The organism is Pseudomonas sp. P106(2024) (assembly GCF_057480815.1).
Window position 1 is genome coordinate 80,980 of sequence record NZ_JBLIYU010000012.1, and the last position, 15,855, is coordinate 96,834.

At 66.6% G+C, this 15,855-nt stretch carries 13 protein-coding genes; 9 read left to right on the forward strand and 4 right to left on the reverse strand.

Annotated features, from left to right (window positions below; translation table 11 throughout):
- The first annotated feature begins 176 nt into the window (after positions 1 to 176).
- The 6 genes from dusB (at position 177) to AC25M7_RS18830 (ending at position 8,242) form a co-directional block, all read left to right on the forward strand.
- On the forward strand, positions 177 to 1,190 hold the full coding sequence (dusB, locus tag AC25M7_RS18805) for a tRNA dihydrouridine synthase DusB (RefSeq protein WP_028691277.1): 1,014 nt from the start codon (positions 177 to 179) through the stop codon (positions 1,188 to 1,190).
- Entirely contained in the window at positions 1,187 to 1,507 is a 321-nt protein-coding gene (gene fis / locus AC25M7_RS18810) for a DNA-binding transcriptional regulator Fis (RefSeq protein ID WP_011535876.1), read from the forward strand. The genes dusB and fis overlap by 4 nt, the downstream gene beginning before the upstream one ends.
- A gap of 79 nt (positions 1,508 to 1,586) precedes the next feature.
- Positions 1,587 to 3,194 (forward strand): bifunctional phosphoribosylaminoimidazolecarboxamide formyltransferase/IMP cyclohydrolase, encoded by a 1,608-nt coding sequence (purH, locus tag AC25M7_RS18815; protein WP_486971356.1) that lies wholly within the window; start codon positions 1,587 to 1,589, stop codon positions 3,192 to 3,194.
- A 182-nt stretch (positions 3,195 to 3,376) separates the two neighbouring features.
- Entirely contained in the window at positions 3,377 to 4,672 is a 1,296-nt protein-coding gene (gene purD, locus AC25M7_RS18820; RefSeq protein WP_486971357.1) for a phosphoribosylamine--glycine ligase, read from the forward strand.
- 136 nt (positions 4,673 to 4,808) lie between these two features.
- Positions 4,809 to 7,574, forward strand: coding sequence for a hybrid sensor histidine kinase/response regulator (locus tag AC25M7_RS18825; RefSeq protein WP_069016470.1), 2,766 nt, complete (start codon positions 4,809 to 4,811; stop codon positions 7,572 to 7,574).
- Positions 7,575 to 7,645: 71 nt separating this feature from the next.
- Positions 7,646 to 8,242 (forward strand): MarC family protein, encoded by a 597-nt coding sequence (locus tag AC25M7_RS18830; protein ID WP_028691281.1) that lies wholly within the window; start codon positions 7,646 to 7,648, stop codon positions 8,240 to 8,242.
- A gap of 12 nt (positions 8,243 to 8,254) precedes the next feature.
- On the opposite strand, the gene cobJ is transcribed toward AC25M7_RS18830, so the two are convergent.
- Genes cobJ through cobG form a run of 4 tightly spaced genes read right to left on the reverse strand, consistent with a single transcriptional unit; the run spans position 8,255 to position 12,618 of the window.
- On the reverse strand, positions 8,255 to 9,955 hold the full coding sequence (gene cobJ, locus AC25M7_RS18835; protein ID WP_486971358.1) for a precorrin-3B C(17)-methyltransferase: 1,701 nt from the start codon (positions 9,953 to 9,955) through the stop codon (positions 8,255 to 8,257).
- Complete coding sequence (locus AC25M7_RS18840; RefSeq protein WP_241411196.1) at positions 9,943 to 10,677, reverse strand: precorrin-2 C(20)-methyltransferase; 735 nt, start codon at positions 10,675 to 10,677, stop codon at positions 9,943 to 9,945. The genes cobJ and AC25M7_RS18840 overlap by 13 nt, the downstream gene beginning before the upstream one ends.
- The gene (locus tag AC25M7_RS18845) at positions 10,674 to 11,300 is read right to left on the reverse strand and encodes a precorrin-8X methylmutase (RefSeq protein WP_011535884.1); all 627 of its coding nucleotides are present in this window, start codon (positions 11,298 to 11,300) and stop codon (positions 10,674 to 10,676) included. Before AC25M7_RS18845 ends, AC25M7_RS18840 begins: the two co-directional genes overlap by 4 nt.
- Positions 11,293 to 12,618, reverse strand: coding sequence for a precorrin-3B synthase (gene cobG, locus AC25M7_RS18850; protein ID WP_486971359.1), 1,326 nt, complete (start codon positions 12,616 to 12,618; stop codon positions 11,293 to 11,295). The genes AC25M7_RS18845 and cobG overlap by 8 nt, the downstream gene beginning before the upstream one ends.
- Positions 12,619 to 12,785: 167 nt before the next feature.
- Between cobG and AC25M7_RS18855 the strand changes: the two genes are divergently transcribed.
- The 3 genes from AC25M7_RS18855 to AC25M7_RS18865 are packed head-to-tail and all read left to right on the forward strand — an operon-like array spanning position 12,786 to position 15,809.
- On the forward strand, positions 12,786 to 13,997 hold the full coding sequence (locus AC25M7_RS18855; RefSeq protein WP_028691285.1) for a bifunctional cobalt-precorrin-7 (C(5))-methyltransferase/cobalt-precorrin-6B (C(15))-methyltransferase: 1,212 nt from the start codon (positions 12,786 to 12,788) through the stop codon (positions 13,995 to 13,997).
- A complete protein-coding gene (locus tag AC25M7_RS18860) occupies positions 13,990 to 15,084 on the forward strand; it encodes a cobalt-precorrin-5B (C(1))-methyltransferase (protein WP_069016473.1) in 1,095 nt (364 codons plus the stop codon). Before AC25M7_RS18855 ends, AC25M7_RS18860 begins: the two co-directional genes overlap by 8 nt.
- Positions 15,081 to 15,809 carry a cobalt-precorrin-6A reductase gene (locus AC25M7_RS18865; RefSeq protein WP_028691287.1) on the forward strand — a complete coding sequence of 243 codons (729 nt, stop codon included), beginning with the start codon at positions 15,081 to 15,083 and terminating at the stop codon, positions 15,807 to 15,809. The genes AC25M7_RS18860 and AC25M7_RS18865 overlap by 4 nt, the downstream gene beginning before the upstream one ends.
- Positions 15,810 to 15,855 lie beyond the last annotated feature (46 nt).

A 15,855-nucleotide genomic window follows, 5' to 3' on the forward strand; every position in this document is an offset into this window, starting at 1 on the left:
CAAAGCGGCCCCAGGTTCAGCGCAACGTGCTGAATTTCCAGTACCCGCGGCATCGGTCATAACGCCGCAACTGTTCAGATTTTATCCAGATTCATCTTTATCCGGTCATCGAGAGCGGGTATCATGCCATCCCTTTTTCGAACTCCAATGATTCGGCCCCACAACAGGGAACACCTATGTCGGCGGTACGCATCGGCCCTTACACACTGCAGAACAACCTGATCCTGGCTCCCATGGCCGGCGTCACGGACCAGCCTTTTCGCACCCTGTGCAAACGCCTCGGGGCGGGCATGGTGGTCTCGGAGATGGTCTCCAGCGACATGCGCCTGTGGAACAGCCGCAAGTCGAGCCTGCGCCGCATCCACGAAGGTGATCCCGAGCCGCGCTCGGTGCAGATCGCCGGCGGCGACGCGCAGATGATGGCCGAGGCGGCCCGGGCAAACGTCGAGGCCGGCGCCCAGATCATCGACATCAACATGGGTTGCCCGGCGAAAAAAGTCTGCAACAAGGCCGCAGGCTCTGCTTTATTGAGAGATGAAGCCTTGGTCACCGAGATCCTCCACGCCGTCGTCGGCGCCGTGGATGTCCCGGTGACGCTGAAGATCCGCACCGGCTGGGACCGGGCGAGCAAGAACGGCCTGAATGTGGCGAAGATCGCCGAACAGGCCGGCATCCAGGCGCTGGCGGTGCATGGCCGCACACGCGCCGACCTGTACACCGGTGACGCCGAGTACGACACCATCGCCGCGATCAAGCAGGCGGTGTCGATCCCGGTATTTGCCAACGGCGACATCACCTCGCCGGAAAAGGCCCGGGCGGTGCTGCACGCCACCGGTGCCGACGGCCTGCTGATCGGCCGTGCCGCCCAAGGGCGGCCGTGGATTTTCCGCGAGATCGAGCATTACCTGCGCACGGGCGAGCATTTGCCCGCACCGGCGCTGGACGAAGTGGAACGCATTCTGCTGGAGCACCTGGCTGCGCTGCACGCCTTCTACGGCGATGTGATGGGCGTGCGTATCGCCCGCAAGCACGTGGGCTGGTACCTGGCGACCCGACCCGGCGGCAAGGAGTTCCGCAGCCGGTTCAACGCTTTGGAAGACACACAAGCGCAGTGCGCCAACGTTCAGGCGTTTTTCGCCGAACGTCGACAGAGCCTTGGGACAGAGGACGAACAAGGGGTGGCCGCATGACGATGATGACCGAGACATTAGTGAGTGGAACAACGCCCGTGAGCGACAACGCCAACCTCAAGCAGCACCTGAACACGCCGAGCGAGGAGGGCCAGACCCTGCGCGACAGCGTCGAGAAGGCGCTGCACAACTACTTCGCCCACCTGGAAGGCGCTACCGTCACGGACGTGTACAACCTGGTGCTCTCGGAAGTCGAGGCGCCCTTGCTCGAATGCGTGATGAACTACGTCAAGGGCAACCAGACCAAGGCCAGCGAGATGCTCGGACTCAACCGAGGCACGCTGCGCAAGAAGCTCAAGCAGTACGATCTGTTGTAAGGCCAGAACCCCAACCAGAAAAGGCGCTCATGCAAAGAGGCGCCTTTTTTGCTGACTCCACCGCGTTATGGAATCTGAAATGACCGACCAGACTACCCGCCTGCCGATCCGCCGCGCCCTGATCAGCGTCTCCGACAAGACCGGTATCCTCGAATTCGCCCGTGAGCTGCAACAGCTCGGTGTCGAGATCCTGTCCACCGGCGGCACCTACAAGCTGCTCAAGGACAATGGCGTGAGCGCGGTGGAAGTGGCCGATTACACCGGCTTCGCCGAAATGATGGACGGCCGGGTCAAGACCCTGCATCCGAAGATCCACGGCGGCATCCTCGGCCGTCGCGGCACCGACGACGCCATCATGAACGAGCACGGCATCAAGCCGATCGACCTGGTCGCGGTCAACCTGTACCCGTTCGAAGCCACCATCAGCAAGCCGGGCTGCGACCTGCCGACCGCCATCGAGAACATCGACATTGGCGGCCCGACCATGGTCCGTTCGGCAGCGAAAAACCACAAAGACGTGGCCATCGTGGTCAACACTGGTGACTACGCCGGTATCGTCGAGGGTCTCAAGGCCGGTGGCCTGACCTACGCCCAGCGCTTCGACCTGATGCTCAAGGCGTTCGAGCACACTGCCGCCTACGACGGCATGATCGCCAACTACATGGGCACCATCGACCAGGCCAAGCAGACCCTGTCGACCGAAGGCCGCAGCGAATTCCCGCGCACCTTCAACAGTCAGTTCGTCAAAGCCCAGGAAATGCGCTACGGCGAGAACCCGCACCAGAGCGCGGCGTTCTACGTCGAGGCCAAGAAGGGCGAGGCCAGCATCTCCACCGCGACCCAGCTGCAAGGCAAGGAGCTGTCGTTCAACAACGTGGCCGACACCGACGCCGCGCTGGAGTGCGTGAAGAGCTTCGTCAAGCCGGCCTGCGTCATCGTCAAGCACGCCAACCCATGCGGCGTGGCCGTGGTGCCTGAAGATGAAGGCGGCATCCGCAAGGCCTATGACCTGGCCTACGCCACCGATACCGAATCGGCCTTCGGCGGCATCATCGCCTTCAACCGCGAACTGGACGGCGAAACCGCCAAAGCTATCGTCGAACGTCAGTTCGTCGAAGTGATCATCGCCCCGACAATCTCCCAGGCCGCCCGCGAAGTCGTGGCCGCCAAGCAGAACGTACGCCTGCTGGAGTGCGGCGAGTGGCCAGCCGAACGCGCCGCCGGTTGGGACTTCAAGCGCGTCAACGGTGGCCTGCTGGTGCAGAGCCGCGATATCGGCATGATCAGCGCCGACGACCTGAAGATCGTCACCCAGCGCGCACCGACCGAGCAGGAGGTCCACGACCTGGTCTTCGCCTGGAAAGTGGCCAAGTTCGTCAAGTCCAACGCCATCGTCTACGCCAAGAACCGCCAGACCATCGGCGTCGGCGCCGGCCAGATGAGCCGTGTCAATTCCGCGCGCATCGCCGCGATCAAGGCCGAACACGCCGGTCTGCAGGTGCAGGGCGCGGTGATGGCCTCGGACGCGTTCTTCCCGTTCCGCGACGGCATCGACAATGCGGCTAAAGTGGGTATCAGCGCCGTGATCCAGCCGGGTGGCTCGATGCGTGATGCCGAAGTCATCGCCGCTGCCGACGAAGCCGGCATTGCGATGGTGTTCACCGGCATGCGCCACTTCCGCCACTGATTTACGGCAATCGGCCGCACTGAAGCAGGCATCTGCTGCGTTGGGGCCGGTTCCGCTGATGCTCATTGCCAGAAGGCAACTCCGCTCATCGGAACCGGCCCCGCCTTGCATCTACCTGCTTCATTGCGACCTCGTACAGCGTGAGGCCTTGCCTCCCGTCCGAAAGAATTCGAGGTTTTGACATGAAAGTTTTGATCATCGGCAGCGGCGGTCGTGAACACGCCCTGGCCTGGAAAGTCGCCCAGGACCCACGCGTCGAGAAAGTCTTCGTTGCCCCGGGCAACGCCGGCACCGCCACCGAAGCCAAGTGCGAGAACGTCGCCATCGACGTCACCGCCCTGGAGCAACTGGCCGACTTCGCCGAGAACAACGTCGACCTGACCATCGTCGGCCCGGAAGCGCCGCTGGTGCTCGGCGTCGTCGACCTGTTCCGCAGCCGCAACCTGGACTGCTTCGGTCCGACCAAGGGCGCGGCCCAGCTGGAAGGCTCCAAGGCCTTCACCAAGGACTTCCTGGCCCGTCACAAGATCCCGACCGCCGACTACCAGAACTTCACCGAGATCGAGCCGGCCCTGGCCTACCTGCGTGAGAAAGGCGCGCCGATCGTGATCAAGGCCGACGGCCTGGCCGCCGGCAAGGGCGTGATCGTCGCCATGACCCTGCAGGAAGCCGAAGACGCCGTGCGCGACATGCTCGCCGGCAATGCCTTCGGCGAAGCCGGTTCGCGGGTGGTGATCGAAGAGTTCCTCGACGGCGAGGAAGCCAGCTTCATCGTCATGGTCGACGGCCACAACGTGCTGCCCATGGCCACCAGCCAGGACCACAAGCGCGTCGGCAACCAGGACACCGGCCCGAACACCGGTGGCATGGGCGCCTACTCCCCTGCCCCGGTGGTCACCGCCGACGTGCACCAGCGCGTGATGGACCAGGTAATCTGGCCGACCGTGCGCGGCATGGCCGAGGAAGGCAATGTCTACACCGGCTTCCTGTATGCCGGCCTGATGATCGACAAGGCGGGCAACCCCAAGGTCATCGAGTTCAACTGCCGCTTCGGCGACCCGGAGACCCAGCCGGTCATGCTGCGCCTGGAGTCGAGCCTGGTACTGCTGGTCGAAGCCGCCTTCGCCAAGGCCCTGGACAAGGTCGAGGCCCAGTGGGACCCGCGTCCGAGCCTGGGCGTGGTGCTGGCGGCTGGCGGCTACCCGGGCGACTACGCCAAGGGCGCCGCGATCAGCGGCCTGGATGCCGCCGCCAAGCTTGAAGGCAAGGTGTTCCACGCCGGTACCGCGTTGAAGAACGGCCAGGTGGTCACCGCTGGCGGCCGCGTGCTCTGCGCCACCGCCATGGGCGACACCGTCGAGGCCGCCCAGCAGCAGGCCTACCGCCTGGCCGAACAGGTCAAGTGGGACGCCAGCTTCTACCGCACCGACATCGGCTACCGGGCCATCGCCCGCGAGCGCGGTGAGTACCAGCAGTAAAAAGGTACCGAACGGCCGTGGCGCTCCGCGCACGCGGCCTTCGGCTCGTCGTCAAGGCCCCGCCGGGGCCTTGCCTTCGCCTTGGCGCGCCGCGCATAGTTGTTATCCGGCACATTAGCTAAGAAGGGATTTCGTCGTGCGTCGGCTTCGGATTGCCATAGCCCTGATCGTCAGCCTGCTGACCCTGCTCTGCCTGCTCCCGGCACACGCCGAACAGGCCGCAGGCTGGTCGGCGCTGCTCGATGAACAGGGCAACCTGCAATTGTCCGATGTACGCTCCGAGCGTTACCGCAACCAGTTCAGCCCCCTGGCCCTCGACGAACTGGATGCCGCCCTCCCCGACCAGGCACTCTGGCTGCACTATCGCCTGGAACCGCACGACCAGGAGCAACTGGTCCGCATCTTCGCCCCCGACTTGTCGCGCCTGGACCTCTACGCCCTCGAAGGCGGCAAGCTGCTGCGCCAGTTGCACCATGGGCGCCAGGGCGATGGCCTGAGCCCGACCCAGCGCGGCCGGGACCATGTGCTGCCGCTGCCGCACAGCAGCCAGCCACTGGACATCTACCTGCGACTGGTCTCCGAACACCAGTTGCGCCCTGCCATCAGCGTCGAGTCCACCGCCCACGCCGCCGCCGACCAGCGCCAGTCGCTGCTGTTCGGCCTGCTGTTCGGCGGGCTGGTGATGCTGATCCTGCACAACCTGATCCGCTTCGCCTATTCACGCTCCAGCACCACGCTGGTCCTGGCGCTGTACCACGGCCTGATGCTGCTCAGCGCGCTGATCCTGCTCAATCTCACTGGCCCGTGGAGTCAGCTGTGGCACAGCGCGCAAACGCCGGCGGCCTACCTGACCCTGGTGCTGGCGGGCCTGGCCGGGCTGTACTTCACCCTGCATTTCTTCTCTCCCTGCAGTTCGGCGCGGCTCAACCGCCTGCTGCACATGGAAATGGTGGTGGCAGCGGTCAGCGGCATGGTGCTGCTGTTCGTCGACACGCTGCCGCTGAACCTGATGACCTACGCCCTGCTCGCACTGGGCAGCCTGAGCATGCTGCTGGTCAGCAGCTATCACTGGTACAAGGGCTACGGTCCGGCGCGGTTGTTCACCGTGGCGATGCTGGTATTCAACCTCGGCGGCCTGGTGCTGCTGCCGGCCCTGCTGGGCCTGACCCGCACCCCCACGCCCTGGCTGCTGTGCATCCTCATGGCGCTGACGGTGGTCAGCGGCCTGTTGCTCAACCTCGCGGTCAGCGAGCGCCTGCGCCGGATCAGCGAGGAGCGTTTCCGCGCCAGCCGCGCCCTGGCCGCCAGCGATGCCGAGATCAACGCCAAGGCCGAGTTCCTGGCCAAGATCAGCCACGAGATCCGCACCCCCATGAACGGTGTGCTGGGCATGACCGAGCTGCTGCTGGGCACGCCGCTGTCGGTTAAACAGCGCGACTACGTACAAACCATCCACAGCGCCGGCAACGAACTGCTCACCCTGATCAACGAAATCCTCGACATCTCCAAGCTCGAGTCGCGGCAGATCGAACTGGACGATGTGCAGTTCGACCTCAATGCCCTGATCGAGGATTGCCTGAACATCTTCCGGGCCAAGGCCGAGCAGCAGAACATCGAGTTGATCAGCTTCACCCAGCCTCAGGTGCCCAGGGTCGTCAGCGGCGACCCGACACGCCTGCGCCAGGCCCTGTCGAGTCTGCTGGACAACGCCCTGAAAAACACCACCCAGGGCGAGATCCTGCTGGTGGTGGCCCTCGACCAACGCGGCGACAGCCCGCGCTTGCGCATTGCCGTGCAGGACAGCGGCGAGCCCATGCCGCCCGCCGAGCGCGATGCCCTGCTACAGGCCGAACTGCACAGCCGCCACTTCCTCTCCAGCAACAAGCTCGGCGGCCACTTGGGCCTGGTGATCGCCAAGCAGCTGATCGGCCTGATGCAAGGCGAGTTCGGCATCAAGACCAGCACCAGCATGGGCAACACCCTGTGGCTGACCCTGCCGCTGGACCCGCTGCGCCTGGAGCAGCCGGCCACCGACCTCGACAGCCCTTTGCGCGATGCGCGGGTGCTGGTGGTCGACGACAACGATACCTGCCGCAAGGTACTGGTGCAGCAGTGCAGCGCCTGGGGCATGAACGTCAGCGCGGTGCCGTCGGGCAAGGAAGCGCTGGCGTTGCTGCGTACCAAGGCGCACCTGCGCGACTACTTCGACGCGGTGCTGCTGGACCAGAACATGCCCGGCATGACCGGCATGCAGCTGGCGGCCAAGATCAAGGAAGACCCGAGCCTGAACCACGATATCCTGGTGGTCATGCTTACCGGCATCAGCAATGCGCCGAGCAAGATCATCGCCCGCAACGCCGGGGTCAAGCGCATCCTCGCCAAGCCGGTGGCCGGCTACACGCTCAAGACCACCCTCGCCGAGGAGCTCGCCCTGCGCGGCCGCGAGCAGGCCGCGCCGCCGCTGCCGGCCGGCAGCCCGGTGCCATTGGACCTGCCCGGCGACTTCCGCATCCTGGTGGCCGAGGACAACAGCATCTCGACCAAGGTCATCCGCGGCATGCTCGGCAAGCTCAACCTCGAGCCGGACACCGCCAGCAACGGCGAGGAAGCCCTGCAGGCGATGAAGGCCAGGCACTACGACCTGGTGCTGATGGACTGCGAGATGCCGGTACTCGACGGCTTCTCAGCCACCCAGCAGCTGCGTGCCTGGGAAACCGCCAACCAGCGTCCGCGCACCCCGGTGGTGGCGCTGACCGCGCACATTCTCAACGAACACAAGGAGCGGGCGCGCTTGGCCGGCATGGATGGGCACATGGCCAAGCCGGTGGAGCTGTCGCAATTGCGTGAGCTGATCCAGTTCTGGGCGGGGCAGCGTCAGGTAGTGTCTGACCCGCTGGCCTGAGAGAAGCCCGCGCCCATCCCGCAGGTTCCGTGCTATACAGGTGCCACCTATCCCGTCGCGGACCCGCCCCCATGCTCCATGAGTTGTTCAGCGTCTACCTGAAGATGCTCGTGCTCTACAGCCCGTTCTTCGTGCTCTCATGTTTCATCGGCCTGACCCGCGGCCACTCCAGCAAGGAACGCAAGCAACTGGCCTGGCGGGTGGCCATTGCCACGCTGGTCGCCAGCGTGCTGCTGTACTTGTTCGGGCGGGTGATCTTCGGGGTATTCGGCATCACCGCCGACGCCTTCCGCATCGGCGCGGGCTCGGTGCTGTTCATCTCGGCGCTGGGCATGGCCCAGGGCAAGTCGGCTGTGCAGACTGACAACGTGCAGCAGGACGTGACCATCGTGCCGCTGACCATTCCGCTCACCGTCGGCCCGGGCACCATCGGTGCACTGCTGGTGATGGGGGTGGGCCAGCCGCACTGGGACGACAAGCTGCTGGCCATCGTCAGCATCGCCCTGGCCAGCTTCACCGTCGGCCTGGTGCTGTACCTCTCGCACCGTATCGAGCGGCTGCTCGGCGACCAGGGCCTGCAGATCGTCAGCCGCCTGATGGGACTGTTCGTCTGCGCCCTGGCGGCGCAGATCATCTTCACCGGGATCAAGGGCTACCTGCTGCCCTGACCCCGGCTTCGCTCAAGGCTTGGCGGGGTACCAGCGCGGCGTGTACACCCACTGGCCGCCACCGGCACGGGGGAAGGTGCAGGTGGTCGAGGAACCGACCAGCACCAGGGTGCGCATATCGACCATCTCCGGCAGCAGCTCGCCCAGGGTCACCACCCGCAGCGCCTGCCCCGGCCGGCCGATATCACGGCCCAGCACCACGGGGGTGCCTGCGTCGCGATGGCGACGTACCACTTCCAGCGCCACGCCCAACTGATGAGGCCGGGCCTTGGAGATCGGGTTGTAGAACGCCAGCACCAGATCCGCCTGGGCGGCCAGGTCGAGGCGTTTTTCGATGATCGACCAGGGCTTGAGGTTGTCCGACAGCGACATCACGCAGAAATCGTGCCCCAGCGGTGCCCCCGCTTGCGCGGCGGTGGCCAGCGAGGCCGAGACGCCGGGCAGGATCTGCAACTCGACGCGCTGCCAGGCCGGGTCGCTGGACTCGTGCAACGCTTCGAGCACTGCGGCGGCCATGGCGAATACGCCCGGATCACCGGACGATACCACCACCACCGAACGGCCCTGGGCCGCCAGCTCGAAGGCATGGCGGGCGCGCTGCATCTCTTCGCGGTTGTCGGTGCAGTGCAGCACTTGATCGTCGCGGAAGGGGCCGGCCATGCGCACGTAGGTTTCGTAGCCGAGCACATCCTGCGCCCGCGCCAGCTCCGCCTTGACCGCCGGCACCATCAGCTCGGCGGCACCAGGGCCCAGGCCGATCACGGCCAGGCGCCCCCGGCGACGGCCAACGCGGTCGATGTCGACCGGTGCCGCGGCAACGGCGTGGGCGAGCCCCATGGACGAACCCACACGCGCTTGCGGCAATGCATCAGCCAGCATCCGCTCCAGGCTCTCGGCGGCCGGGGCGAAGCGCAGGGCGACGTTCAGCGCCTGGGCAGCCTCGTGCAGGGTCGGCTCCGCCATCTCGGCTTCGCTCGCCAGCAGGCAGGCCAACGCGGGCTCGGCGATATTCGCTCGCAGCAGTTCCTCCCGCACCTGTTGCGCCAGGTCAGCGCTGCCGGCTGTGACCGCCACCACCACGCAACGCGCATGGATCAGCAGTTCATCACGACTGGCCGGACGCAGTGCGCTCCCCACATGGATGGTGCGCCGCGCATCGTCACCTGCAGGCAACTGCGCGTGCTCGAGCCACGGCGCGTCGCCTTCGACACGCACGGTTTCGCCCGCCAGCAGGTCGGAGACGAAACGCTTGCCCTGCTCCAGATCCGCCAGTGCGTAGCCCTCGGGCGGGTTGAGCAGGCAAGTGCCGAAGCGCAGCTCGCCACTGGTGGTGATCGCCGCGCTGACACCCAGCGCCTCGCCGATTTCGCGGGCCATGACATTGACCCCGCCCAGGCCACCGAGCAGCGGCACCACGGCGCTGCCGTCCTCGGCCACGGCCAGCACCGGCGGCTCGACGCCTTTTTCGCTCAACAGCGGCGCCAGGGTGCGAATGACAATACCCGCCGCGCACAAGGCGATGATCGGCGTGTCTTGCTGATACAGATCGCGCAGGGTGTCGCCGAAGACTGCGTAGTATTGGTCGGCACCCTCCACGCGCCCTTGCAGGCCATGGATCACGGCCTGTGGATAACGCTGCTGGATTCGCTGCGCGGTAGCCAAACTGCCCGGGCCGAGAATGACGATTGCCGGTGCCTTGATCATCCCTGCCATTTCTCACCCGGCACGATGATCAGCGAGAAATACGGCGAGGACTGCGGGTCGACTTCATCCAGCGCGACGATCTTCTGGTTGGCCATGGTCGCCCGCTCCACGTACAGCGCACGGCTATCCAGGCCCAGCTCGCCGAGCACCTGGCGCACTTTGGGGAAGTTGCGCCCCAGCTTCATGATCACTGCCGCGTCGGCAGCGGCCAGGCGCTGTTTGAGCTCTTCAGGGGGCAGCACACCGGAGAGCACGGTGAGGGTCTGGTTGCGATACACCAGCGGCGCACCGAGTACCGAGGCGCCACCGAGCATCGAGCAGACGCCCGGAATCACCTGGGCCTCGTAGCGCGATGCCAGGCGATCGTGCAGGTACATGTAGGAGCCGTAGAAGAACGGGTCCCCTTCGCAGATCACCGCCACATCGCGGCCGGCATCCAGGTGCGCGGCAACCTGCAGACTGGCTTCGTCGTAGAAGTCGCTGATCACCTGCTCGTAGGAGAGCGGCGCGGGCAGCGCCTCGGTGGTCACCGGGTATACCAGGGGAAGCAGGATCTGTTCAGCTTGCAGGTGCGCCTCGATGATACCGAAGGCATTGCCGCGCTTGCCCTTGGCCACGAAGTACGCCACCACGGGGGCCTCGCGCAGCAGGCGCAGAGCCTTGACCGTGATCAGTTCGGGATCGCCCGGGCCCACGCCCAGGCCCAGCAGTCGTCCGCGTGCGTGCATCATTCCACCTCCGTGGCCAGGGCGTTGACCGCGGCGGCAGCCATCGCGCTGCCGCCCAGGCGGCCCTGCATGATCACGAACGGCACGCCACGGCTGTCGGCGGCGAGCATCGCCTTGGATTCGGCGGCGCCGACAAAGCCGACCGGGAAGCCGAGGATCAGCGCCGGTTTCGGCGCGCCGGCATCGAGCATTTCCAGCAGGTAGAATAATGCGGTCGGTGCATTGCCGATCACCACCACGCTGCCTTCCAGGTGCGGGCGCCACAGTTCCAGGGCCACCGCCGAGCGGGTGTTGCCTTCGGCCTTGGCCAGGTCCGGCACGCTCGGGTCGCGCAGGGTGCAGATCACCGGGTTGTTCGCTGGCAGCCGGGCGCGGGTGATGCCTTCGGCGACCATGTGCGCGTCACAGAGGATCGGCGCGCCCTTGGCCAGGGCCTCGCGGCCGGCGGTACCGGCACCTTCGGAAAACTGCAGGCCATCGATGGCCTCGACCATGCCGCAGGCATGGATCACGCGCACGGCGAGCTTTTCGAGATCGGCGGGGATCCGCTCGAGCCGGGCTTCCTCGCGGATGATCCGGAAGGAATTGCGATAGATCTCCTGACCATCGCGGATGTAGTCAATCATCAAGGTGCTCCGTCGGCAGGTCGAGCATGGCGCCTGCTTCTTCTGGGGTGAGGTCGGCGCCGCGCAGCCTGCCGAAACCCGGCAAGCGCGCGTCGCGCAAGTAAAGGTCATAGCGGCCCGGGGCGCGGGCCAGCAGGGTGGCCGGGGCCACATGGGCCATGGCGCAGGAACGTGGACAGGCGGACAGGTGCACGCTTCCCGGGGCGCCGTGGTGCAGCAGTGCGGCCAGGGCAATGGCATCGGCCTTGGTGTCGGCCTGGGCCTTGGCGCAACCGCTGGAGCCGGTGCAGGCGACGACCCGCGCCAGGGGATGTTCGTTGTCGCAGAGCATGCCGGATGCCGTCAGTTGCGCGCGTGCGTTTTCCAGCTCGGTCGGTTCGAGGGAGGTCAGCACCAAGCTCTGCCAAGGCGTCAGGCGTAAGCTGCCATCGCCCAAATGCCGGGCGATGCGTGCGGCACTGCGCAACATAGCGGGCGTCAGACGACCGAGAGGCGGCGCGGCGCCCAAGGCCACGCCCTGGCGCTGGAGCAGCACGCCCAGCCAGGGGCTGGTCGTCGCCGAGCGCTGCCAGGCCATCAATGTGGTGTCGATCTGGAGGGGCAGCCCTTCACGGAAGTGCTCCACCGGGCACACCTGCAGCAATTGACGCATGCGAGACTGCTCAGGTGTCGCCAGGTCAAGGAAGCGCTCCAGCACTGCCCGCACCAACGCCAGTCCCTGCTCCACCGGTACCGCGCCCAGCGCCAGGCCATTCGACAGGCTGCTTGCGAGGCCGAACCGCAACCAGATGCGTCCTTCACGCTGCATCGCCGAAAGCCACAGATCATGGGCGTGTTCGAGCATCGCAAGCGCTTCGCCACCATCGAGCTGCACGGCGAACTTGGCCGACAGCTTGTGAAACCGGGGTGTGCTTTCCAGCAGCTCGAGGATCTGCCCGGCCAATGGTCGGGTGTCGAACAGCATGGCCGGATCGAGGCCGGCCAGTGGGCTGAGCATGAGATTGCGTACATCATCGCCCGCCGCGTCACGCGGGCCGAGCCCGGCGGCCAGCAGATGCTCGACCAGCCCACCGTGATCCTGGCCAATGCCACGGATCTGCAAGTTGGCTCGGTTGGTCGCCTCGATCACCCCGCCGGCGAAGCGCTCGGCGGCGTCGGCCACGGCATCGGCCTGGTCTGCCAGCAGCAGGCCGCCCGGTAGCTTGATCCGGCAAATGCCACCGTCGCGCGCAGCGACGATGCGCCACAACCCCGGGCAGGCCGAGGGACGGGGCGAAACTTCGGAGGACGGGGGCTGCGTCAAGGGGGTATCCGGCAATCGTGAAAGTGCGCTTCAGTGTAGAAGGCGCGGTATTATGCCTGCTTTGTCCGGCGGCATGAAAAACCGGTGGTCGAACGCTTAGACGAATCGCGGGGCAAGCCCGCTCCCACGCCCCCTCGTGGGAGCGGGCTTGCCCCGCGATCAATGATTGGTACGAGGAACAGATGGCCCCCTGGCTGACAGTAATAGGCATCGGCGAAGACGGCTTCAGCGGCCTGGGCAAACAGGCCCGGCGCGCTCTGCTGTCAGCCACGCGAATCATCGGTGCCCCACGCCAGTTGGCGCTGCTGCCCCGCTGCGTGACCGCCGAGCAATTGCACTGGCCTACCCCCTTCTCCCTGGCCCCGGTCCTGGCCCTGCGCGGCGAGCCGGTATGCGTACTGGCCAGCGGCGACCCGATGTTCTACGGCGTCGGCGCCAGCCTGGCGCGCCAGCTGCCCGCCGACGAACTGCAGGTGCTGTCGATGCCCTCCTCCTGTGCCCTGGCCGCCGCCCGCCTGGGCTGGCCGTTGCAGGAGGTACAGGTGGTCTCGGTGGTCGCCCGCCCGCTGACCGCGCTCAATGCCCATCTGCACAGTGGCATGCGCCTGCTGGTGCTGAGCAACGACGAAAGCAGCCCGGCATCCATCGCCGCGCAACTGCGCGACCATGGCTTCGGCCCCAGTCGTCTCCAGGTGTTCGAACACCTCGGCGGCCCACAGGAGCGCAGGCTGTGCGGCACCGCCGACGACTGGCCACACGGCGACATCGCCACGCTCAACCTGGTCGCCATCGAATGCCAGGCCTCACCCGACACCCCACGTCTGCCTAGAGTAGCCGGCCTGCCCGACGGCGCCTTCCGTCACGACGGCCAGTTGACCAAGCGCGATGTGCGCGCTATCACCCTGGCCCGCCTCGCCCCGCAACCCGGCGAACTGCTGTGGGACGTGGGCGCTGGCTGCGGTTCCATCGGCATCGAGTGGATGCGCGCCCATCCCAGCTGCCGCACACTTGCGATCGAGGCCGACGAAGGCCGCCAGGGCTACATCGAACACAACCGCGACACCCTCGGCGTGCCCGGCCTGCAACTGATCCGCGGCAAGGCCCCCGAAGCGCTGGCCGGGCTGGAACGTCCCGACGCGATCTTCATCGGCGGCGGCGTCACCCGCGAAGGCGTGCTCGACCTGTGCTGGGAGCGCTTGCTGCCGGGCGGACGCCTGGTTGCCAACGCCGTCACGCTGCAAAGCGAGGTCGCCCTGGCGCAGTTCCGCGAGCAGCACGGCGGCGAGCTGACCCGCATCCATATCGCCCATACCCAGCCACTGGGCAGTTTCGACACCTGGCGCCAGGCCCTGCCGATCTCCCTGCTCGACGTGGTGAAGCCTCTCGATGCGTGAAGAAACCCGTGAACAGCCCGCGCCACTGCGCAGCGGCCTGACCACTGGCAGTTGCGCCACCGCCACCAGCCTGGCGGCGGCGCGCCTGCTGCTGACCGGGCAACGGCACGACGCGGTGGAGATCACCCTGCCCAAGGGCAAGGTGGTGCAGATGCGCCTGGAGTTCTGCCACCTCAAGGGCGACCTGGCCGAGGCCGGCACCCTGAAGGATGCCGGCGACGACCCCGATGTCACCCACGGCGCCCTGCTCTTCAGCCAGGTGCGCTTGTGCGCCGAACCTGGCGTTCGCTTCGTCGCGGGCGCGGGCGTGGGGACCGTGACTCGCCCGGGGCTGGTGCTGGCAGTCGGTGAACCGGCCATCAACCCGGTGCCACGCAAGATGATCAGCGACCATCTGCTGCAACTGGCGGGCGATTGCGGCTACCACGGCGGTTTCGAGGTGACGGTCAACGTGCAGGGCGGCGAACAGCTGGCCCTCAAGACCATGAACCCACGCCTGGGCATCCTCGGCGGGCTGTCGATCCTGGGCACCAGCGGCATCGTCCGGCCGTTCTCCTGCTCGGCCTACATCGCCTCGATCCACCAGGGCATCGACGTCGCCCACACCAACGGCTACACCCATATCGCCGCCTGCACCGGCAACGCCAGCGAAGACACCATGCGCCGGGTCTACAACCTGCCGGAGATCGCCCTGATCGAGATGGGCGACTTCGTCGGTGCCGTGCTCAAGCACCTGCGCAAGGTACCCGTGCCGCGCCTCACGCTGTGCGGCGGCTTCGGCAAGATCAGCAAGCTGGCCGCCGGGCACATGGACCTGCACAGCCGTCATTCGAGCATCGACCTGCCGCAACTGGCGGGCTGGGCGGCGGCCATTGGCGCGGACCAGGCCCTGCAACAGGCGATCGTCGCCGCCAACACCAGCCAGCAGGCCCTCGCCCTGGCACATGCCGCCGGCATCGCCCTGGGTGACGAGGTGTGCCGCCACGCCCTGGTCTTCGCCCGCAGCGTGGTGCCGGCCCAGGTGCAGGTGGAAGTGTTCGCCATCGACCGCCAGGGTGGCATCGTCGGCAAGGCGGGTGTGGCATGAACGGGCGCATCCTGCTCCTCGGCGGCGTCACCGAAGCCCTGGCCATCGCCCGCCAGTTGGGTCCGCAACATGTCTACAGCCTCGCCGGCATCGGCCGCATTCCCCAGGACCTGGCCTGCCAGGTGCGAGTCGGCGGCTATGGCGGCGCCGAAGGCCTGGCCGAGTACATGCGCGCCGAAGGCATCGACCTGCTGATCGACGCCACCCATCCCTATGCCGCGCAGATCAGCCGCAACGCCGCCCTCGCCGCACACTGCGCCGGCATTCCCTGCTGGGCCCTGCGCCGTCCGGCATGGCAGGCGCAGCCCGGTGATGACTGGCGCGAAGTCGAGGACTGGGCCGGGCTGATCGCGGCGCTGGCCCCATTCGAACGCCCCTTGTTCACCCTGGGTCGAGAGCCCCTGCAACACCTGGACGAAATCCCGCCACACCAGTTCTGGACCCTGCGCGCCCTCGAGGCGTGCCCCGGCAATGACCGCTGCGAAGTGATCGGTGCGCGCGGGCCCTTCCTCATCGACGATGAACGTGCCCTGTTCGAACGTCGGCAGATCGACGTGCTGGTGAGCAAGAACAGCGGCAGCACGGCCACCGAGCCGAAACTGGAAGTGGCGCGGGAGCGCGGGATTCCAGTACTGGTGCTCGAGCGGCCGGTGCTGCCGGAAGTGGATCGGGCATTTCACGATGCAGGGTCGCTGCTAGAGGCACTCGGCCTGTTCAAGGCCTGATCATGCTACGTATATCCCATTGACATATCCACTCCTGGAATTAAAC